The organism is Ruegeria lacuscaerulensis (assembly GCF_013031245.1).
In the GTDB taxonomy this organism is placed as follows: domain Bacteria; phylum Pseudomonadota; class Alphaproteobacteria; order Rhodobacterales; family Rhodobacteraceae; genus Ruegeria; species Ruegeria lacuscaerulensis_C.
This window is the reverse complement of sequence record NZ_WPZL01000045.1, coordinates 1-19252: the sequence shown is the minus strand read 5'-3', so window position 1 is coordinate 19252 and position 19252 is coordinate 1. Positions and strand designations below refer to the sequence as shown.

Genomic DNA, 19252 nt, shown 5'->3' with positions numbered 1-19252 from the left:
ATCCAGCAAGATTGCCGCCGTGGTGCAGGAGATCGCCCATACCCGCGAACAGGCCGCCCATGTCCATGAAGATGATGGACACAGCCTTTAACCACGGAGGTCATGATATCTGATCTTTCGCGCTCTGACGTTGTTCGTAGCCACCGCTGGGAATTGGTAGACGACAAAAAAACACATCGAAAAGCGCGTCACATACCAGCGACTGCTTGCGCTTGTGAATGTGATGCCGGGATCAGAGAGACTACTGGGTTAGAGAAATGTTCCGGTTAGGGCGGAATCGTATCACCAGTCATTTCGGGCCTTCGCTGCGCTACGATCGAATGGGCAAGATGCGGACAAACCGGGCTTGTGCGATCGCGGCAATTGCTGACGCAGCATTGATTTGCTGTTGCGGCACATTCATCGCTGCGATGCAGCTGTTGTCACCAGACCGGTCATTCAAAGCTATGATGATGCGATACTATCAAACCGTAGTTTCGCAGCAAATAGGATCAACAACTAAGAAGCTGGACAAAGCCAACGTTTGCGTTGTCGCGGGCAGTGCAGCAGGACAGGCCATGCGGACCTTCAGCCAGAAAGCAAATTCTCGTTGTGGCTCATGCAGGTCGGCGAGGAAGCAGGAGTTAGCCGCAGTCGTGGAATTTTTCATTAAGTCGAGATATTGCAGAGATTGGAACTTTGGTTCTTGCTTTGTGTTTGAATTGATCAGGAACGAGGCACCAAAAGTGATTCTATTTGCTGTTATGCTGTTTTGACGAGCGTAATCTTGTTTTTTTGACACGGAACTTAACGTTACTGCCGAACGCGATAGCCGGAAGCAATGATCTTGTTTATCAGAACAGCGGCGGCCTGGTGCATGTCCTTTTCATCGTTATTGCCGACCGCTGTTTCGTGGGCAGCAGCTGCGTCACGCAGAACTCCCACAATCTCATGTTCGGTCAGGAGCTCACGATCTTTAATTGCAAGCAAAAGCGCTTCACAAATTGAGAGTGCGGCCATTCCTGAGTGGTCTTGCCGGTCAGCCATGGTAGACGTCCTTTTTTAACAGGCGTCCAAGCAAGGAAGCGCCACGATGAATTGCACCATACTGGCATAGATTGCTGTATACTTAACTGATCGAAAGCAGTCTTGGCGACGGATAGTTTCGCGGGCTGCTCATCGATGAAGGAAGAACACTTGCGCGCTATCAAAAACAGTCCACTCACCCGAAAGCTCTCAAACTTCGTCGCTCTGACTGAGGTTGAACTTGCGGTATTAGCACGCCTGCACAAGCGTCGCAGAACCTTTGAAGCCGGATGTGACCTTGTGCATCAAGGGCAATCAGAGCAGGCTGCCTACATTCTGGCCTCGGGCTGGGTTTGTTCCTACAAAACCCAGACTGACGGCTCGCGTCAGATCGTCGATTTCCAAATACCGGGTGACTTTCTGGGCTTGCGAAGCGTTCTGCTGCACACCTCGGATCACAGCATAGAACCTATCATGGAAATCCAAGCTATTGAGGTAGTAGTGGATGATCTCCTGGAAGCATTTGCGCAGACGCCCCGGCTGGCGACAGCAATTCTTTGGGCGGTCTCTCGAGATGAAGCGATGGTGGTTGAACACCTGGTCAACATCGGACGGCGAGATGCGGGTGAGCGCATGGCGCATTTTCTTTTGGAACTTGGTTTGAGGCTGACTCAGGTCGGGATGGCAACCAAGTTGGGATATGCCTGCCCACTGACACAATACCATCTTGCCGATGCGCTGGGACTGAGTGCCGTACATGTTAATCGTGTCCTAAGGCAACTGCGGGAGAAGGGGCTGGTTACTTTTCAATCCGGGCAAGTGGCATTTGATGATTATGACGGACTGGTGACGTTGGCCGGTTTTGACCCCACTTATCTGGATCAGGCCGGGCCACTGTTGAAGCAATAGGTTCACCTCTTCGGCGATGCCGGGATTTTGATGATAGTTGCCTGGTTAGAGACGCCATTCGCTTCGATAGATTTGAGATTTCACTGAAAAAGAAGCGCAAGATAAATACAGTCCGATTGCGGTACTGGATTTCCTGCGCTCCTCAAATACTCGTTAAGAACACGCCAGCAAATATCCCGCCAACACACATCACGTTGCCGGAATCCAAACATCGTTGCACTGACGCAGGTTAGTCAATTTTTGGCACCACCTGATCCTCGGACACCAAATGCATTTGAGATTCCAACAAAATCTCAGGTCATTGGCCGCAGACTAACATCGATCAGCCCGCGTCTGCCATTTGCACATTATTCTAAATTACTACGCAAGTACTACTGCGGCGCTTACGAGCGTGTACCGCGGCAGACTTCGCGGGGAAGACCCAACAAACTATATGGAGGACCAAGGTGAGCACGAGATCGTCCAGTTCTTTGGTGACGTTTTCAAATCCGTTCTCTTTGTCCGGCTACCCGGATGAACTTCCTGCAGGCGAGTATGAAGTAGTTGTTGAAGAAGAACTACTACAGGGCCTGAGTTTCGAAGCATATCGAAGAACCGGAACCTACCTGACAATTCAGGGCAAAGGCAGCAAGCCAGGCCGCACGGAAATGCGCCCCATCGACCCAGAGGATTTTGAACTGGCGCTCAAGCACGACCAGACCTTGGCCACATCTAACAATGACAGCGATGCGGCGCTTTCCCCGCAGGAGGAATAGATTATGAACACGCCCGAATGGCTTAAACCCGGAATCTACGGCGCCGTGATCGGAGGGATTTTCGTAGGCGTCGTTGGGTTTTCTTGGGGTGGATGGATGACCGGCGGTAGCGCAGACAAGATGGCCAACGCCATGTCCCGCGACCATGTAATCGCTGCGTTGGTTCCGGTCTGCGTCGACATGGCGAGAACTGACGCCCAACGCGCCGAAAAAATAACGACAATCAAAGAGGCTTCTTCTTTCAAACGGAAGGATGCCGTCATGGAAGCCGGCTGGGCAACGGTACCGGGATCCCAAACCCCCAACAAAGATCTGGCACAGGCCTGCATTGAGGGGCTGAACCTGGATGGATCGTAACTCAATCACTCAACATTCGGACAACGCCGTTTGCACCAGGACAATTCGAAAAAATCAGCACTGGTCTCGCACTCATTTCATGACCGCGTTGTTTGTTGTCGTTTTCAGCAGTTTGGCAGGTTTCTTCATCCTTTCAAATTCCGCATCGGCCGAAACAATTTCCATCCCGGATAACGCGCATGCCAAAAAGTATGGCGGGGGCTGGGAATGCGATTTGTCCTATCGGTTGGAAGGCGAAGAATGCGTGGCCATTGTCGTGCCGGGAAATGCCTACCCCACAAACAGAACCTATGGCTCAGGGTGGGCATGTATGCATGGCTTTGTTGAAGTTGGCGGCACCTCATGCACTGAAGTGATTGTGCCTGAGGGCGGATATCTCGATCCATCAGGTGAGAGGTGGCGATGCCTGCGGGGGTACATAAGAGTAGACGACAGCTGCCAGAAAATTGTCGTGCCTGATAATGCTTACCTGACGAACAGCACTTATGGATCTGCATGGCGTTGCAACCGTGGCTACGAAATCGACGGAGAAGCATGCGTGGCAGTAGCAGTGCCGGAAAACGCTTTTCTGAACGCATCAACCAGCGGGCGTCCGTGGACGTGCGATCGTGGGTATTTTGAGCGCGACGGAAGGTGCGATACCGTTTTTGTGCCTGAAAATGCTTTCTACGATGACGCGGTCCATGGAGTTGGATGGAAATGCGAACGTGGCTACAAGGCGTCCGGTGATCGCTGCAATGCAATCGAGCTACCGGCAAATGCCCATATCGACCGATCCGGAAATGGGTGGCAATGCCACAAAAACTATCATCGATCAGAAGGGCTGTGTGTTCTGAACCAGTGAGAATTCAGACAGAAAGCCCACTTTCCCAAACTTCACAGTTTTTGCCCGTCCTTACCAAGGACGCGCGTTTCACACTCCAAAAAGGAACAAATATGAAACCCGTACCCATTGCGTCGGATGCCAGGAAGTTCATTGCCAGCGATGCGCAAAAGCTGCCATCTGAACAAGCCGTTTTTCCGGTGCTTCACCGTAAGACACTTGTGACAGATACACCGACTGCAATTGTGTATTGCGAAGGAAACTTCGCAAAGATCGATGGCAAGACGGCTAATGGTCTCGTTCGACATTCACAGGCCTATCGCGTTCTTTCGGTGATCGACAGCACGTATGGCGGTTGTGACAGTGGCAAAGTGCTTGATAATGTCGCAAATCAGGTTCCCATCTTCGATGATCTTGATGCCGCCGTCGCTAATGAAGCTACGATCCCCGACACGTTTATTTACGGAATGGCGCCGGCCAGCGGCAGAATGTCCCTTGAGGATCGCGAAGTTGTTGTGGATGCGATAACGCTCGGAATGAACATCGTCAGTGGGCTGCATGAATTTCTTAGCGATGACAAAGAGCTCGCCGGATTTGCCAAAATTCACGATGTCACGATACGCGACATTCGCAAGCCGCGGCCCAATCCCGACCTGCGCCTGTTAGATGGCAGTATTGGAGACGTCCAGGCGATCCGCATCGCGGTGTTCGGCACCGATTGTGCAATTGGAAAGCGTACAACCGCGACAATCCTGACAGGCGCACTTAACGCGCATGGGATCAAAACAGTTTTGGTCGGCACCGGCCAAACAGGTTTGATGCAGGGCGCCAAGTATGGTGTCGCGATGGATTCGGTGCCGCCGCAATTTTGTTGTGGCGAACTTGAGCGCGCTGTCGTTGCAGCATCCGAGGGTGAGCACCCGGATGTAATAGTGATCGAGGGCCAGGGCGCGCTAAGCCATCCGGCTTTTTGCACATCAGCCTTCATTCTGCGAGGCAGTCAGCCACATGCAGTTATTCTTCAACACGCGCCTAAACGAAAACGTCGATGTGATTTCCCCAACATGACTATGCCCGACCCTTGCGATGAAATCACCCTGATCGAGGCTTTTGCGAACACAGAGGTAATTGGCATGACGATCAACCATGAAGGAATGAATGATGTTGAGATTTCAAAGGCCATCACAGACTACAACTGCAAATTGTATCTCCCGGTCACTGACGCATTGAACCGTCCTCCAAAAAACTTGGTGAATATGGTTCTATCTGCCTTTCCGCGCTTGCAACCCGTACGTGCTACGACGATTGAATGAGCAAGCTGCGTATCGACGTTGATCTGGACAAAATTCGGTACAACACACGGTTCCTGGTCGACCACCTTAGACCCCGCGGAATTACGGTGACAGGTGTGACAAAAGCCGTTTGCGGTCATCCTGAGATTGCGAATGCTATGCTTAAAGGTGGCGCGACAGGGCTGGCGGACGCGCGGATCAGCAATATCATGCGTATGCGCGATGCTGGCATCTCGTGCTCCATATCCTTGATCCGAACGCCCATGCTGAGCCAAGTCGCGCAAGTCCTTGATAACTGCGATGTCAGCTTCAACACTGAGATGGACATTATCGCCAGCCTGGCCATCGAGGCGCTGGGGAAGAACATTACTCACAATATTATCCTGATGGTGGAAATGGGGGATATGCGGGATGGCATCTTGCCTGAACATCTTGAAAGCACTGTGTCTCAAATTCTTAGAATGGAAGGGATTTCTCTGAAGGGGATTGGCGCAAATTTTGCCTGTCTGGGTCATGTGGCACCCTCTGCAGGAGCAATGGAATTGCTTTCGTCGCTTGCCGCCGACACCGAACTTGCAAGTGGACCCGCTCTGGAAACAGTGTCAGGCGGCGGCTCTGCCAGTTTGCCATGGGCGCTTGGCAAGGGGGCGACCGGAAAGATCAACAACCTGCGTCTGGGTGAGGCCATCCTGCTGGGTACCGATCCCGTTTCGGGGTACGCGATCGACGGGCTTTACACAGATGTTTTTACGCTTTGGGCGGAAGTGATCGAAACGAAGACCAAATCAAATCCAAATCCCTTGCAAATGATTTATCCTATACCTTCAATGCAGTGTGTGACTTTAGACAGTCCTTCGAATACTCGGTCGATCCTTGCGATTGGACTCCAGGACACCGATGCGGCGGGTCTAATATTCCCTGCTGGCGTCACGTTCGTCGGAGCCACCAGTGATCATATCGTTGTTGAAAACACCAATTGTCTGCTTCGCCCTGGTGGCGAGGTGAAGCTGAGAATGAAGTATAGCGCGCTCTCGCGCGGCATGGCTGCACCCGATGTAGCAAAGGTCTTCCATGGTGATAGCGCATTGGTTAAATGCACCGCAGCGAACACTGATCGCCCATACTCGAATCGAAAATAGCGCGCCAAGGTTGCCGCCGCCTCGGTTTTACTTCAGCCGCCTGTCTTATTCCGCAGCTTTACGTAGTAAATGAGGCACCCAATCCCTATATTGGACGTAGCCGCATTCACTTTTTACACCCCATCTGGGCTCGTGGGTGTTGCGGACAATCAAAGGATCAAAATGATGTCTTTCAAAGACCTGACGACCAGAGCGGCTGCCGCGCTGAAGGAAAACGATGCGAGCGCACCGAAAAAAGAAGTTACGTCTGAAGCGCCTGACGTCGTCCCCGAAAAACCAAAGCCTAAACCTCAATACTGATAATACCCTGCCGGGAGTGGGTGGCTTGTTCTTGTCTGCATCTCCGAGCGAGCGGTATCAGCAAAGGAGAACTACCCAAAGGAGAACTACCCAAATGAACCAGATAATCAGCAAGACAATCGCAGTCTTTTCCAAGCCGTTTACTTTCCCTGGCTTCGACGAATTACTCCCGGCAGGCGAATACGACATAGAAACTGAGCTTTCCGCACCACCAGATTATTCGGACCCAGAAGCCTGGAAGGCATCGGTATTAATCTTTCTGCATCCACGGAAATCTCACCCCGGTCTGGCGCGAACCTTGACCGTTTCTCTTGCTGATTTGGAGAGAGCCCGCGCAAAGGATAAGTTGTCTTCAAAGCAGTTGTCGCAGTTCTTGCTCGACCAGCTTTTGGCCGATCCGATGGTGCAATTGATCATGGAAGCAGATGGTGTGTCTGAGACTCAACTTCGGCACCTCTACTCGGAGTCGCTCATTTCTGAGGCAGACGACGGATCATCAGATCAACGAGCCATACCGCGAGGATGCGGAAGCGGTTCTCGGTATGCTTTCGCTGTCCAAGCTGCTGAGAACGAAGGAATGCCAGTTCGTCCTAATAAAACCCCTCGGATTACAGGCCGTCCCATCGGACAGTCTGAACCAGGCAACTACTTCAATCTCAAGGCTTAGGGCTCGGAACTTTCTTTTCCAGTCGCTGAATAAACCAAAACAGGAATCGAGGCTGAGAACTGATGGAAGACTTCGACAACGAAGCAGATACGATCATGGCTCGCGCCCACAATGACGTGCCGCAAGAACGCCCGTGCCTACGTTGCAGAACTCCATTCTGGAGCGAGGGGTTCGGAGAGCGGATTTGTCGACGCTGCAAGGGGTTGAGCGCCTGGCGAAGTGGCGTTTCTGTAAGCCCCGGGTTAGCTCGGCGTCGCAGATAACCTGACGCCGGTCTTACCAGCTTTTCTGATCATATCTCATTTTATCTTATTGGTGCTGACCCGGGCCTTTTAACGTGGAACCCGATCGGTAATCGGTGCTGAAGACGAAGCGTGCGCGCGGTTTGGACGCGAACCGTTCTTCTGCGTAGTGATATGGGCTCAAGCCGCCGAATGCACACACTTAAACCATGCCAGTATTCATAATCGGACTGCAGGCATTCACGCCGCTTGTACTATTCGGTGGTCAGCGCGGTGCTGTTGCTTGGGTGCGGAGGGTGGATCGGAGTGCAAAATATGCCAAGAGTCCAACTACCTGCAGTCACCCCAAAACCCAGAGCTTGGAACAAGGGGCGGATCATCGGTCAGAAACGACCGCTACTCCCAAAACAGGTCTGGGCGATCCGTGCACGGCTCGAACTTGCTGGAAATCTGCGTGATCTCACAATGTTCAACGTCGCGATTGATAGCAAGCTACGCGGCTGCGATCTGGTCAAACTCGCTGTGACCGATCTTGTCAAAGACGATCGCGTCCGTGAGCGTGTTTCGGTGATCCAGAGCAAAACCAAGCGATCTGTTCAATTCGAACTGACGGAAAACACGCGAGAAACTGTATTGGTATGGGTAAAATCGCCGGAAATGTTTGCTAGCCGGTTCATGTTTCCAAGCCGATTCCATGATCGACCACACATCTCGACGCGCCAGTATGGCAGGCTGGTTCGAGACTGGGTGACCGCAATCGGATTGGAACCGAGCGGATATGGCACGCATTCGCTTCGCCGAACCAAAGTAGCTGAGATCTACCGCAAGACAGGAAATCTCCGCGCGGTCCAACTTCTGCTTGGGCACACAAAAGTCGATAGCACCGTGCGATACTTGGGCGTTGAATTGGAAGACGCGCTAAGCATTGCAGAGCGCATAGACATCTGAGACAGTTTGGCGATCGGCGCTGTCGGTCGCCAATCCATAGCGGTTCTAGTTCTTTTACGCAGGGGTGGGACGTAGCGAGCCCTGAGCGGAAGTGTCAAAATCTTGTTGCGTGCGCTCGCAGCACAGATTTCTCGGCACAGGCGCAATTTACAGGGTGCGTGCCCGAGCGGCCATTTGATCGCGCCGCGGGTACTTGTGCAGAAGCGGCGCGAACATCCTCGCCTGACAGCCAATGTCGTCCGGCCAGTCATTCCTAGTTGCGAGGAAGCCTTGATCACATACTCCTCTTTCGCCGCACTCAGGCCCGACAACTGAAACGCGGACTTCAACTGCCACCCGCTGCTAGCCTGGCCCCAAATCGACACAACGAAAAACTAATACCAGACAATTTCTTTCGGTAGTTCACCAGGAATCTTGGTCACCGGCAGTTTCAAAAACTATCTGCCCTAGTGGTGCTAGCGTTGCGACGAGGGAAACTTCCTTGACTCTATGCTGGCTAAGGACCACAAAAAGTGCATTGGTGAAAATTACTCGTCGCCGCGATGCTGCCGGTTTCGATGATCCAATGACCTTCAGACTAACTGTAGCATGTGCCCCAGCATTGGACGGGTTTCGCTGGGGTCTTCGCTATGAGCTCGTTCCTCGCAAGCAGTCGCAATTGTCACCAGACAAGTACCAATCGTCGCATGACCCAGGAAAGAAGGCGTCGTATGAACAGCACATGGCTCATAAATTGCGTGCTTGATGCCCGATAGATCAGGTCTCAGGCTCCGTTTCAATCAGTCATTCATCGTGTTTACGCGCTGCATTCTTTGTTTGATCCCGACACTCTTGGTGTTGCTCTCAGGAACGCAGCTTCCTGCCCAGGTCGCAGGCAATGCCGATGGATCAGTTTGTGACGAAGGTTTCGAAAACAAGAACGGATCGTGCCAAAGAATAGACTTACCAGAAAACGCATATTTGACAGGTAGCTCCTATGGCAGCGGCTGGGAATGCAATCATGGTTTTCAAAATGTCCGAGAACTTTGTGAGGAAATAAGAGTTCCAGAAAATGCCTATCTTGCATCAACCGGAGATCAATGGGAGTGCAATCGGCTGTTCCAGCGTGTCGGAGAAGAGTGTGAAGAAGTGATTGCACCTCAAAATGGATACGTCGAAACACGGTTTGGCGCACAGGAAATACACTGCAACTGGGGATTTCGTAAGGAGAACCAGGATTGTGTTGCGATAAATGTCCCGAGCAACGGCCGCCTGACTGACAAACACAGCGCGGATGGTTGGGTGTGCATCAGAGGTTACAGGGCAGCGGATAGCGGCTGTGAGCCTGTGTTTGTTCCACAGCATGCATACCTTGCGCCTGAAACCTACTCTGGATGGAAATGCGAACGTGGCTTTCGCGCAAACCGGGACAGGTGCGTTGCGATCCTTGTCCCTTCAAACGCTCATTTGAATCGAAGAGGTGATGGTTGGGAATGTAATCGGCCGTTCACAAGACAGAACGATAAGTGCACCGAAAATGTGCCGTAACAACCGGTTGATGGAAACCAAAGCCACCTGACAAATCCGGAAGGACCAAGCCGTGAACCATAACTCGATTGACGAAAACCTGGGTAAAAGCCTCAAAGCCGAAAAGGCTCGTCGCCGGTCCTACAGGATTAAGATATCTATTGTGTCAGCAGTGTGTTTTGCGGCGATAATTGCAGTGGTGTTTCTCTGATGCGTAAAAATGCCCCTCAAGTAACCCTTCCCGGTTCAAAGATGTCAGCTCGTGGTCTGGAACAAAGAGCATTTCAGGACCGCAGTGTTCGTAAGTCGCGAAACGCTGACGTGTCAGGAGTGATTGAGGAAGAATTTGGAAAATACTTGATTAAGGCTGGCATTCTGAGCGGTAACATCGTTGCGCGCGCATTCCCCAAGCCACCAGCTAAAACGCAGGCAATGATTGCCGATGCAGTCGGCGAAACACCAGCATTGGCCATTGAAGCATTAAAAGAAATTCTCGAAGAACGAGACAGGAAGCGTAGCGGTCAACGCCGTTTGGAGGGAAACTCCGGCACCCTCGTTCCCAGTGAAAGAGAATATGCCGAGGCATTGCGCCAGATCAGGCTCACCCCTGCGCAGGTCACAATGCTCAAAGCACTCACAATCGCAGGCAAGGAAGGTCTGACTATTGGTCACATGTCTCAGGCAGCCGGTTACAAATCGCGCGAAGCCTCCATCAAGGTCTTCAAGAAAATCGGACTATTGATTGCAGAATATCTGAAACTCGAACTTCCCGAAGCCGGATCGGCACAGAATGATGGCGCCGCGCAGGTCCTGGCATTTTCTCGCATCGAAAGTGACGATGAGCCAGCGACTTGGATTATGCATCAGGAACTGCGCGACGCTGTTCGTTCGGTTCTATGACGTACGTTCCAGCCCCCGCTTTTGTAGAGAACTCTGAACCGGAACAAATGCACGAAAGGTTGCACACGTAGCTTATGCTGGAGAAGAAACCATACCCGCTCGACCTGATCTATGTACCTGTGAAGCGTGCAAAAACACTTGATCAGCAAAAAGTCCTGACGCTGGCCGAAGATATCCTGAAGAACGGCCAGAAGACCCCGATTCAGATACGCGCGGACAACAAGAGGTTCGTGCTGATTGAAGGCCTTCACCGACTAGAGGCCATTCGCGCCCTCGGCGGTGATACTGTCGACGCCTTTTTGGTGCGCGCCAGATTACACTAAACTCTTGTTGGGATTGGCGTTCGACAAAGCCTGAGAAAACGTCAGCAGGCGCTGACTTTCTTCATCCCAAAGATGCAATCGTGCGCAATGAAGGCTCTCATATAGAGTAATACGCTGGCAATTTTCCAACTCGGAATGGTCACGCAAAACCTCGTTTAGCCGATAAAACGGTATGCGGCTGGCAAGGTGGTGAACATGGTGCACACCGATATTGGCAGAGAACCACCGCAGGATGCCTGGCAGGGCGTAGTGAGAACTTCCATAGAATGCGGCGTTCTGAAGATTCCACACTTCTTCCCGCTCCCAAGTCGTGTGTTCAAACTGGTGTTGAATATAGAATAGCCAAATACCAATCGATGCCGCGACGATCATGGTTGGAAGGAATACAAAAACCAGTACATCCAGGCCTCCGGTCCAAAAAATCAGAGCCAGGACCACCGCAATCGCGGCGTTTGTTCCCATTGCACTTGCCCAATACAGCCAGCCTGACCGCATGAAACCAAAGGGCAAGCGATTTTGAAAAAAGAACGTGTAGACCGGTACGATACAGAACAGGAAGAAGGGGTTCCGGATTAACCTGTAAGCGGCACGCCCGAACCAATTCCGTTTCAGGTATTCCTCAATGGTCAATGTAGGAATGTCACCCATACCACGCCGATCAAGGTTACCGGTTGAGGCATGGTGAATCGCATGGCTTTGCCGCCAGACGTCATAGGGTGTCAGGGCGAGAACACCCAGAACCCGGCCGGTCCAATTGCAAACGGTGCGGTTTCCAAAGAAAGATCCGTGACCACAATCATGCATGATGATGAAGATACGCACCAGAAATGCGGCGTTCAGGATGGCCAATAGAACAGTGACCCAGATACTAAGGGATAGCGCAAACCACGCTGCGCCCCATAGCGCGAAAAAGGGGATGACAGTGATTGTCAGTTCAAAAACGCTACGCTTCGTATCGGGCACACGGTATTGCGCGAGCGCCCGGGTCAATTCCTGCTGTTGCAACTGACTTTTTCTCCAAGGGCTTTTAGCAGCCCATTGTGCAAACGGGCACCCCATAAGGGTGCCCGTAAAAGGTCAGGCCAGTGCCAGATTGGCGGCGCTTTCGCGTCCGTCGCGGCCAGCTTCGACGTCAAAAGTAACCTTCTGGCCGTCTTTCAATTCGCTGATGCCGGAACGTTCAAGTGCTGAGATATGTACGAACACGTCGCGCTTGCCATCTTCAGGCTCGATAAAGCCAAAACCTTTGGTCGAGTTGAACCATTTTACTGTGCCATTTGCCATGGTGGAAGTCTCCTAATACTTGCCGCCCGCATTATTGCGGCGACTCGGCGTGGTCGGTCTGAATCGAAAGACTGAACGCCAAGTTTGGGAGACAGCAGGTCGAAAAAGAAAAACGTAAGCCTGATGTATATGGACTTCGGGTACGCACGATACAAGCCTTGATGCTTCGAAGGACAACAGAGGATCTGAGTCTGTCTGGCTTAGAACCCGAAAAGTTGAGATGACGCTGTTGCTCTGCGATCCAAACGCGAAGGCGGCTTGGGTAGGCAGTACAAAAGATCAATGACCGCTTTTGAGAATCTATCCTACTACATCCGAGACAGCGATAAGCGTCAGTTTTGATGCCGTAGCGAGACTTTGCAAAGTCTGCTTTCTGCGCATCGCAGCCATCTCAGCCCGGCGCAGCCTTCGACAAAGTGGGCTCAAACCGAACCACTGCTGCGGCGCGACCTTAGGACTGACCTGGATTGGCGAACGGCAAGTGCCGTCCGCCAACATGGTTCAAATGTCGATTTGCTCGGCGATGCTCAGCGCATCTTCAAGTTCGACACCAAGATATCTGACAGTGCTGTCAACCTTTGTGTGTCCGAGCAACAGTTGAACAGCCCTGAGATTTCCGGTTTTGCGGTAGATCTCCGCCGCCTTGGTCCGTCGCAGCGAATGGGTGCCGTAGCCGCAGGGTTCCAACCCAATCGCAGCAACCCAATCTCGCACAAGTCGGCCATATTGGCGGGTTGAGATATGTGGGCGGTCATGAAACCGGCTGGGAAACATGAAACGGCAGCCGATCATTTCCGGCGACTTGATCCATGCAGCAATGGTATCCCGCGTGTTTTCAGAGAGTTCGAACTGAACGGGTCGCCGGGTTTTGCTCTGGATCACAGACACCCTCTCGCGAACGCGGTCATCTCTGACCAAATCGCTGACGGACAGTTTCACCAGGTCGCATCCGCGAAGCTTGCTATCAATCGCCACGTTGAACAGCGTGAGATCACGCAGATTCCTGGCCAATTCGAGCCGCGCGCGGATTGCCCACACTTGTTTCGGCAACAGCGGCCTTTTCTGGCCGACGATCCGGCCCTTGTTCCAGGCTCTTCGTTTCGGGTTGACAGCGGGAAGTTGGACTCTTGGCATATTGGGCCCTCCAATCCTCCCGCCAAGCCCAGACATCAGCACCGTGCTGACACCTGAATTTTACTGTTGGCTTGAATGGCCGTTGTCCGATTGCTTGTTCTTTGGGACACGCCGCAGATGCATTGAGCCGCTCTGAGCCCTTTTTACCTTATGCTGCACATAATTTTAATGTCCGCTAAGTGAATGGAATTTAAAAGGGCTGTAATTCAAGAGCTTTCTGGCGGAGTATCTTCACGTTATACCCGCGTAACTTCTCCGCGGACTTTTATTGATTTGGAAACCATGCCGTAAACAGGTGAATAGAGACACAGTTTGCGAACCATTTCCAAGTCATCATCACTTATGTCGCCGTCGACTTTCACGTCATATTCAATTTCGCCAATGCTCTCGTCAGAGTCGTCGGCTGGCGCGAGACCCAAGAGGCCTCGTGGGTCCAAAGTAGTGCGGACATTGATTTTGATGCCGGATGTGTCGATACCCAGCCTGGCAGCGTTCACCGAAATCGAATTCACAAGACACGCTGCTATGGAAGCGAGAACCATTTCAACAGGTTCAATTCGATCAGTGGAGCCCTCCATCCCGAGCAGATCCTCAACCTCACGTTGGTTGCCGAAAGGAAAGGCGTATTTTCGCGCTGGTCTGTCGATTGGGGTATCGTCCAGGGCGAAGGGGCCAACATGTACCATGCTTCGGCCTGCCTGACCTTGATAGATCGCGTTTGCCTCCATATGAAGCTTCCCGACATTCGGGTCTTGGTCCAGTGAATCTCTGAACTTTTCAAGGGTTTCGACATCGATATTGTGGCGCGTTGTCACTAACTACTCCTGTCAAACGGGACCCCAAAGATCATGTTGACCATAGATCTTCAAGCATCTCGATCACTTGCAGAATATACACTCCAATTGTAGGATATTTTTTATTGCATTGGTAGCCTGGTGGAGGAATTCGCTATCCAATGGTGGGGGTTTGCGCATCACGCAAAATCTACTCGGGGCGCATAAATGTTAATCTTTGAGCAACTTTGCACGGGACTGGAAGTTGAAATACTTCCGTTTGGTCTTTGTGAAATCAGGCGTGATGCGGCCTTTTCAATCAAAGAAGAAGACAAATGCTCTATTCACTATGTGCTGGCAGGTGAAGGTTTCGCTTTGTCAGTAACCGGTGAAAAACACACTCTTTTCCCCCACTCTGTCATGATCGTGCCGCCTGGTTCGCAACTTTCGATAACGACTGATGTCAGCAATCTCGCCAACTTCGCCGACCCTAGATGCAAGTCCCTTGCAAACAACTGGGACCACATGACGGTTGGAGACTGCGCACCAGGTTTGACTCTGGCGTGCGGTCACGTAAACGCCACTTATTTCCAAATGGTTAATTTGTTTGAATTCTTGAGAGAACCAATCATCGAAAGCGTTGCGCACGAGAAAGCCTTTAGGAGTTCCTTTCGCAGTTTTCTTGATGAGTTGTCTGACCCAAAACCGGGCACAAGTGTATTGGCAGAGATGTTGATGAAACAATGCTTGATTGCACTGTTGCGAAATCAGTTTGAAAGGACTGGTGAGTGCTTCGCGCCTTGGCTTGCGGCACTTGGTGATGAATCGCTCGGTCGCGCGCTTTCATTGATGTTGGATGATCCGCAGAAAAACCATACTTTGGAAAGCCTTGGAGATCATGTTGGTCTTAGCCGCACCGTATTTTCCGAGCGCTTCAAGAAGGCCTTCAATCGAACCGCGATTGATTTTTTGAAGGAAATCCGACTGCGACGTGCCGCGCAATTGCTCACGACCACAAATCTTCCCGTCAAGAGGATCGCTTATCGAGTCGGGTTCGAGAGTCGGAGCTATTTTTCTCGTTCGTTCAAGGGTTTTTTTGGGATCGACCCTGCAGGGTTTCGTGCCAATCACATTGTATATCTGTTAAACCCGGACCTCCAACGAAGAGGGTTTCTTCAATTTGTCAGAAGACTGGCATCAAATCGTGAGAACTAAACTTGCATAAGACGCAATTTCTCTAGCGCAGCAACATATTCCCTTCAGTGACGGTTTTGCAGTTTGAGCAGAACACATTGCCATCGCGTGCGCGGTGGGGCGATGGATATTGCACTCGAGTAAGCCTTTCGACCCAGTGAGAAGAAAATTTGAAAGTGACCTGGCTGTACTGGTTCGGCAGGTCGACGCATCCCGAAACAATCGGCTTTAGTTAGAACCAATCCACGCAAATGCGAGGAACCTTGAACTGACACCGCCAGTTTTTCCGCAAACCTACAAATTCAAACCAGTCACCAGTTCCGGACGATAAGGCACATCAGAAATGTAGATATGTAACTGCTGTGAATCCTTAATGGCGGAGAAAAATCATGTGTAACTGCCACGACAACGACCCGAAACTCACCCGCCGCCAAGCGCTTGCCGGGACTGCCGCTATTGGCGTAGCAACTGCCGCCAGTGTGGCCGGTACGGCGGCACAGGCACAAGATGATCCTTATGCCGAACCCACGCAGCCAGCATTGCCGCCCAGTGACATGGTCATCGACAAGTCTCGGGTTGCACTTGTAGTCACCGACCCACAAAACGATTTTCTAAGCCCGGACGGCGTAACCTGGGGCGTGGTTGGCGCTTCAGTTGAGCGCAACAATACCGTCGCCAACATCGAAAGCCTGTTCAAAGCGGCCAAGGCGGCGGATATCACTGTGGCGGTTTCTCCTCACTACTATTACCCGACGGACAAGGGGTGGAAATTTGAAGGTGCTCTTGAAAAGCTGATGCACAAAATCGGCATGTTTGATCGCAAGGATCCGCTCAGTCTGGAGGGATTCGAAGGATCGGGTGCGGATTTCCTTGAGCAATACAAGCCGTATATCAATGATGGCAAAACCATCGTTTCATCGCCGCACAAGCTGTATGGCCCCGAGCACAACGATCTCGCATTGCAACTGCGCAAGAATGGCGTGGATCAGATCATTCTGGCGGGAATGTCGGCAAACCTTTGCACAGAAAGCCATCTGCGCGAACTGCTTGAGCAAGGCTTCGAAGTCGGCGTTGTCAAAGACGGGACTGCCGCTGCGATGCTGCCCGAAGGCGATGGGTACCTCGCCGCACTTACCAATTTCCGTTACATGGCGAATGCTGTGTGGACCACAGAAGAAGTCACGGGAATGCTGAACTGAAGTACCGGATACAGTGAAAACTATTAACTTTCAGGAGAACTTGACCATGAAAAAACTTCTAATGATATCAATCGCAGTGAGTGCAATTGGCGGTGTCGTTTTCGCAGATGAAAAGTCTGCACCGAAAGTCTTGAGTGACGCTGAACTAGATAACGTTGTAGCAGGTACAGGACGTGACAACGTTGCACTTCAACCTTGGCCGGTATTGTCCGCCGCAGGGTTTGCACCGACTCATAACGGTGCAGCAGATCAAGGTGTGATCGATAAGGCCGGTCACCTAGGTGTCATAGTTCCAAGAAAACCGTGACTTAGTTCTGACGGTGTATGTTCAACCTACTCTGGACTAGGTAGAGACTGACCCACCGGTCGGCTCATGTCGTTTCGCGAGGAATAATTGACCAGGAGACTCCTTTTAGCTCTGGCAATATCTGCGCTTTTCCCAATTGATGCTGCGGCAGACATTGGTACGCGCTCCTTAAAGGAAATCCGCGAAGAAGGCGTGATCATACAGCAATGGGATGCCAGCTGCGCTGCCGCAGCCTTGGCAACAGTTTTTACCTTCGCGTTTTCCGATCCTGTTTCTGAGCGCGATGTCGCCAGCGGAATGTTGAATTATACTCAACCACTTCGTGTTCGGCATCGGGGCGGTTTCTCGATGCTGGACATGAAACGTTATGTGGAAGGACGCGGATACAAAGCCGTAGGGTTGGCTGGTATGTCGTTTGACGATGTCCGGTATTTTCAATCGCCCATCGTGCCAATCACGGTCAAAGGATACAGCCACTACGTTGTCATCAAGGGTGTCGATGCCGATGGCAATGTGTTTCTCGCCGATCCTGCATTTGGAAATCGATCAATGAGCCGAGCCCGGTTTGAAGCTGTCTGGAACGATGGCATGGTTTTTGCCATTAGGGAGTAGCTTTCGTGAAGCACCTGTTTGCGCTTGTATTTCTTTTCGTTACAGCTTTACCGCTTTCGGCACAAACTGTTGCAGAACTTCAGGCTGAATTAGAAGCACAAAAGCAGACTAACGCGCTTCTCAAACAACGAATTCAGAGCCTCGAAAAACAACTGGCGGCTACTAGAAACGAGACCAGAGATCTAACAACACCAGTAGCTACAACAGCTGCACTTCCCGCGGATGCAAAGAATGACCCATTAGGGGACCGTGCCTTGGAACGGGCGCTGGTCAGAAGGGGCAACGCGGTACTCGCGCCAGGTGTGATTGAAATTACACCATCGATCACATGGGCATATTCAGGTCGCGATGCAGTCAATTCAACTGATGAAAGCATAATCGGCGGGCTGGATGCCCGTATGGGACTTCAAAATGGCTGGATGATCGGCGCCCGCACGTCTCTGTGGAACCGGGACATTTCCGGCTTCGGGTCAAATGACGGATTGGGTGACACTGAACTAACTGTTTGGAAAGAAATCGGACGTGGTGGGTCAGACCCTTCTATAGTCGCCAGCCTAAGCTATTCCGCACCAACGGGTGATGATTTTAGCCAAGACCTGGTTCCGCTGGGTTCGGGCTTCCATGAGCTGGCTGGCAGATTGAGCGTGGTAAAAACGATAGCGCCAGTCGCTCTGTTTGGTGACATTTCTTACCGCTACAGATTTTCAGACCACTTTAATGGCGTGAAAGTTGAACGCGCTCCGGAATACGGGCTTGGATTTGGCGGGTCTTTGGCAATTACTCCAGACGTGTCTTCCTCGGTATCGCTGCGCTACCTTTTTGAGGACGATGTGAAATCCGATGGGGTTTCTGTACCGGGCACGTCAATGACAACAGGTATATTGGACTTCGGCCTCGGAGTTGTCTTGAAACGGGATCTATTTTTGAACTTGAATGCCGCTTTCGGAGTTACAGACGATGCGCCCGACACGGTTTTGTCCGTTTCTGCACCTTTCAGATTTTGATACACGAGCCGGCATCGAGGTCAAACACTCAGCATTTAGACAGCACATAGAAGACGGCAAGTTTATCTTGCGGTCTGTAAATTTGCCTCTTCCAAAATGCTGCGCGATACACGAAGGGCCGAAGTCCCCGCCGCACTGCATCACGGGTTTTTGCACCTACGCAGAAATTTTGGTGCTGCGAGCGCGCGCAGCGAGCATTTGCGATGGCCGGGTTGGGCTCGAACTGAACCACTGCCGCGTTACGACCGTAGGTCTGGTCTGGATTGGCGAACGGCAAGTGCCGCCCGCCAGCATGGTTCAAATGTCGATTTGTTCGGCGATGCTCAGCGCATCTTCAAGTTCGACACCAAGATATCTGACAGTGCTGTCAACCTTTGTGTGTCCGAGCAACAGTTGAACCGCCCTGAGATTTCCGGTTTTGCGGTAGATTTCCGCCGCCTTGGTCCGGCGCAGCGAATGGGTGCTGTAGCCGCTGGGTTCTAACCCAATCGCAGCCACCCAATCCCGCACAAGTCGGCCATATTGGCGGGTTGAGATATGTGGGCGGTCATGAAACCGGCTGGGAAACATGAAACGGCA

23 protein-coding genes are annotated in these 19252 nt (G+C 51.8%); 16 read left to right on the top strand and 7 right to left on the bottom strand.

The window, feature by feature from the left end:
- Positions 1-463: 463 nt before the first annotated feature.
- Together GOX66_RS23530 and GOX66_RS23525 are read right to left on the bottom strand one after the other, a co-directional pair.
- Positions 464-781 carry a hypothetical protein gene (locus GOX66_RS23530; RefSeq protein WP_170766054.1) on the bottom strand — a complete coding sequence of 106 codons (318 nt, stop codon included), beginning with the start codon at positions 779-781 and terminating at the stop codon, positions 464-466.
- 11 nt (positions 782-792) lie between these two features.
- Complete coding sequence (locus tag GOX66_RS23525) at positions 793-1026, bottom strand: hypothetical protein (RefSeq protein ID WP_170766052.1); 234 nt, start codon at positions 1024-1026, stop codon at positions 793-795.
- 135 nt (positions 1027-1161) lie between these two features.
- Here GOX66_RS23525 and GOX66_RS23520 point away from each other — a divergent pair, with 135 nt between their 5' ends.
- The 11 genes from GOX66_RS23520 (at position 1162) to GOX66_RS23475 (ending at position 11166) form a co-directional block, all read left to right on the top strand.
- Positions 1162-1914 carry a Crp/Fnr family transcriptional regulator gene (locus GOX66_RS23520; RefSeq protein ID WP_170766051.1) on the top strand — a complete coding sequence of 251 codons (753 nt, stop codon included), beginning with the start codon at positions 1162-1164 and terminating at the stop codon, positions 1912-1914.
- Between the two features lie 446 nt (positions 1915-2360).
- Positions 2361-2669, top strand: coding sequence for a hypothetical protein (locus tag GOX66_RS23515; RefSeq protein WP_170766049.1), 309 nt, complete (start codon positions 2361-2363; stop codon positions 2667-2669).
- A 3-nt stretch (positions 2670-2672) separates the two neighbouring features.
- On the top strand, positions 2673-3026 hold the full coding sequence (locus GOX66_RS23510) for a hypothetical protein (RefSeq protein WP_170766047.1): 354 nt from the start codon (positions 2673-2675) through the stop codon (positions 3024-3026).
- A gap of 79 nt (positions 3027-3105) precedes the next feature.
- Positions 3106-3870 (top strand): hypothetical protein, encoded by a 765-nt coding sequence (locus GOX66_RS23505; protein WP_237212746.1) that lies wholly within the window; start codon positions 3106-3108, stop codon positions 3868-3870.
- Positions 3871-3962: 92 nt separating this feature from the next.
- Positions 3963-5162 carry an N-acetyltransferase DgcN family protein gene (locus tag GOX66_RS23500; RefSeq protein ID WP_170766043.1) on the top strand — a complete coding sequence of 400 codons (1200 nt, stop codon included), beginning with the start codon at positions 3963-3965 and terminating at the stop codon, positions 5160-5162.
- Complete coding sequence (locus GOX66_RS23495; RefSeq protein ID WP_170766041.1) at positions 5159-6280, top strand: alanine/ornithine racemase family PLP-dependent enzyme; 1122 nt, start codon at positions 5159-5161, stop codon at positions 6278-6280. Before GOX66_RS23500 ends, GOX66_RS23495 begins: the two co-directional genes overlap by 4 nt.
- Before the next feature lie 165 nt (positions 6281-6445).
- Positions 6446-6580 carry a hypothetical protein gene (locus GOX66_RS26095; RefSeq protein ID WP_272871547.1) on the top strand — a complete coding sequence of 45 codons (135 nt, stop codon included), beginning with the start codon at positions 6446-6448 and terminating at the stop codon, positions 6578-6580.
- Positions 6581-6674: 94 nt separating this feature from the next.
- The gene (locus GOX66_RS23490) at positions 6675-7247 is read left to right on the top strand and encodes a hypothetical protein (protein ID WP_170766039.1); all 573 of its coding nucleotides are present in this window, start codon (positions 6675-6677) and stop codon (positions 7245-7247) included.
- 557 nt (positions 7248-7804) lie between these two features.
- Positions 7805-8437, top strand: a complete 633-nt coding sequence (locus GOX66_RS23485) for a tyrosine-type recombinase/integrase (RefSeq protein WP_170766037.1) — start codon at positions 7805-7807, stop codon at positions 8435-8437.
- 1716 nt (positions 8438-10153) lie between these two features.
- Positions 10154-10843 (top strand): hypothetical protein, encoded by a 690-nt coding sequence (locus GOX66_RS23480; RefSeq protein ID WP_170766035.1) that lies wholly within the window; start codon positions 10154-10156, stop codon positions 10841-10843.
- Between the two features lie 74 nt (positions 10844-10917).
- Positions 10918-11166, top strand: coding sequence for a ParB N-terminal domain-containing protein (locus GOX66_RS23475; protein WP_170447556.1), 249 nt, complete (start codon positions 10918-10920; stop codon positions 11164-11166).
- On the opposite strand, the gene GOX66_RS23470 is transcribed toward GOX66_RS23475, so the two are convergent.
- From GOX66_RS23470 to GOX66_RS23455, 4 genes are all read right to left on the bottom strand, one after another.
- On the bottom strand, positions 11158-12171 hold the full coding sequence (locus GOX66_RS23470) for a fatty acid desaturase (protein WP_237212745.1): 1014 nt from the start codon (positions 12169-12171) through the stop codon (positions 11158-11160). The two genes, GOX66_RS23475 and GOX66_RS23470, sit on opposite strands and share 9 nt — an antisense overlap.
- Positions 12172-12243: 72 nt before the next feature.
- Positions 12244-12450, bottom strand: coding sequence for a cold-shock protein (locus GOX66_RS23465; RefSeq protein ID WP_170766031.1), 207 nt, complete (start codon positions 12448-12450; stop codon positions 12244-12246).
- Positions 12451-12951: 501 nt separating this feature from the next.
- Entirely contained in the window at positions 12952-13584 is a 633-nt protein-coding gene (locus GOX66_RS23460) for a tyrosine-type recombinase/integrase (protein ID WP_170766029.1), read from the bottom strand.
- A gap of 236 nt (positions 13585-13820) precedes the next feature.
- The gene (locus tag GOX66_RS23455; protein ID WP_170766027.1) at positions 13821-14312 is read right to left on the bottom strand and encodes an OsmC family protein; all 492 of its coding nucleotides are present in this window, start codon (positions 14310-14312) and stop codon (positions 13821-13823) included.
- Positions 14313-14585: 273 nt separating this feature from the next.
- Between GOX66_RS23455 and GOX66_RS23450 the strand changes: the two genes are divergently transcribed.
- The 5 genes from GOX66_RS23450 (at position 14586) to GOX66_RS23430 (ending at position 18673) form a co-directional block, all read left to right on the top strand.
- On the top strand, positions 14586-15572 hold the full coding sequence (locus GOX66_RS23450; RefSeq protein WP_170766025.1) for a helix-turn-helix domain-containing protein: 987 nt from the start codon (positions 14586-14588) through the stop codon (positions 15570-15572).
- A 368-nt stretch (positions 15573-15940) separates the two neighbouring features.
- Positions 15941-16750 (top strand): cysteine hydrolase family protein, encoded by an 810-nt coding sequence (locus GOX66_RS23445; RefSeq protein WP_170766024.1) that lies wholly within the window; start codon positions 15941-15943, stop codon positions 16748-16750.
- 46 nt (positions 16751-16796) lie between these two features.
- Positions 16797-17057, top strand: a complete 261-nt coding sequence (locus GOX66_RS23440; protein WP_170766022.1) for a hypothetical protein — start codon at positions 16797-16799, stop codon at positions 17055-17057.
- An 87-nt stretch (positions 17058-17144) separates the two neighbouring features.
- The gene (locus GOX66_RS23435; protein WP_170766021.1) at positions 17145-17669 is read left to right on the top strand and encodes a C39 family peptidase; all 525 of its coding nucleotides are present in this window, start codon (positions 17145-17147) and stop codon (positions 17667-17669) included.
- A gap of 5 nt (positions 17670-17674) precedes the next feature.
- Positions 17675-18673 (top strand): transporter, encoded by a 999-nt coding sequence (locus tag GOX66_RS23430; protein ID WP_170766020.1) that lies wholly within the window; start codon positions 17675-17677, stop codon positions 18671-18673.
- 297 nt (positions 18674-18970) lie between these two features.
- Here the strand turns inward: GOX66_RS23430 and GOX66_RS23425 are convergent.
- On the bottom strand, positions 18971-19252 hold a 282-nt coding region (locus GOX66_RS23425; RefSeq protein WP_170766019.1), incomplete at its 5' end, for a tyrosine-type recombinase/integrase.

Bases quoted from the DNA above. Each gene is read 5' to 3' on its own strand.
- GOX66_RS23490 (WP_170766039.1), top strand. From the start codon at position 6,675: ATGAACCAGATAATCAGCAAGACAATCGCAGTCTTTTCCAAGCCGTTT.
- GOX66_RS23495 (WP_170766041.1), top strand. From the start codon at position 5,159: ATGAGCAAGCTGCGTATCGACGTTGATCTGGACAAAATTCGGTACAAC.
- GOX66_RS23445 (WP_170766024.1), top strand. From the start codon at position 15,941: ATGTGTAACTGCCACGACAACGACCCGAAACTCACCCGCCGCCAAGCG.
- GOX66_RS23520 (WP_170766051.1), top strand. From the start codon at position 1,162: ATGAAGGAAGAACACTTGCGCGCTATCAAAAACAGTCCACTCACCCGA.
- GOX66_RS23485 (WP_170766037.1), top strand. From the start codon at position 7,805: ATGCCAAGAGTCCAACTACCTGCAGTCACCCCAAAACCCAGAGCTTGG.
- GOX66_RS23450 (WP_170766025.1), top strand. From the start codon at position 14,586: ATGTTAATCTTTGAGCAACTTTGCACGGGACTGGAAGTTGAAATACTT.
- GOX66_RS26095 (WP_272871547.1), top strand. From the start codon at position 6,446: ATGTCTTTCAAAGACCTGACGACCAGAGCGGCTGCCGCGCTGAAGGAA.
- GOX66_RS23440 (WP_170766022.1), top strand. From the start codon at position 16,797: ATGAAAAAACTTCTAATGATATCAATCGCAGTGAGTGCAATTGGCGGT.
- GOX66_RS23460 (WP_170766029.1), bottom strand. From the start codon at position 13,584: ATGCCAAGAGTCCAACTTCCCGCTGTCAACCCGAAACGAAGAGCCTGG.
- GOX66_RS23525 (WP_170766052.1), bottom strand. From the start codon at position 1,026: ATGGCTGACCGGCAAGACCACTCAGGAATGGCCGCACTCTCAATTTGT.
- GOX66_RS23500 (WP_170766043.1), top strand. From the start codon at position 3,963: ATGAAACCCGTACCCATTGCGTCGGATGCCAGGAAGTTCATTGCCAGC.
- GOX66_RS23465 (WP_170766031.1), bottom strand. From the start codon at position 12,450: ATGGCAAATGGCACAGTAAAATGGTTCAACTCGACCAAAGGTTTTGGC.
- GOX66_RS23510 (WP_170766047.1), top strand. From the start codon at position 2,673: ATGAACACGCCCGAATGGCTTAAACCCGGAATCTACGGCGCCGTGATC.
- GOX66_RS23455 (WP_170766027.1), bottom strand. From the start codon at position 14,312: ATGGAGGCAAACGCGATCTATCAAGGTCAGGCAGGCCGAAGCATGGTA.
- GOX66_RS23505 (WP_237212746.1), top strand. From the start codon at position 3,106: ATGACCGCGTTGTTTGTTGTCGTTTTCAGCAGTTTGGCAGGTTTCTTC.
- GOX66_RS23475 (WP_170447556.1), top strand. From the start codon at position 10,918: ATGCTGGAGAAGAAACCATACCCGCTCGACCTGATCTATGTACCTGTG.
- GOX66_RS23480 (WP_170766035.1), top strand. From the start codon at position 10,154: ATGCGTAAAAATGCCCCTCAAGTAACCCTTCCCGGTTCAAAGATGTCA.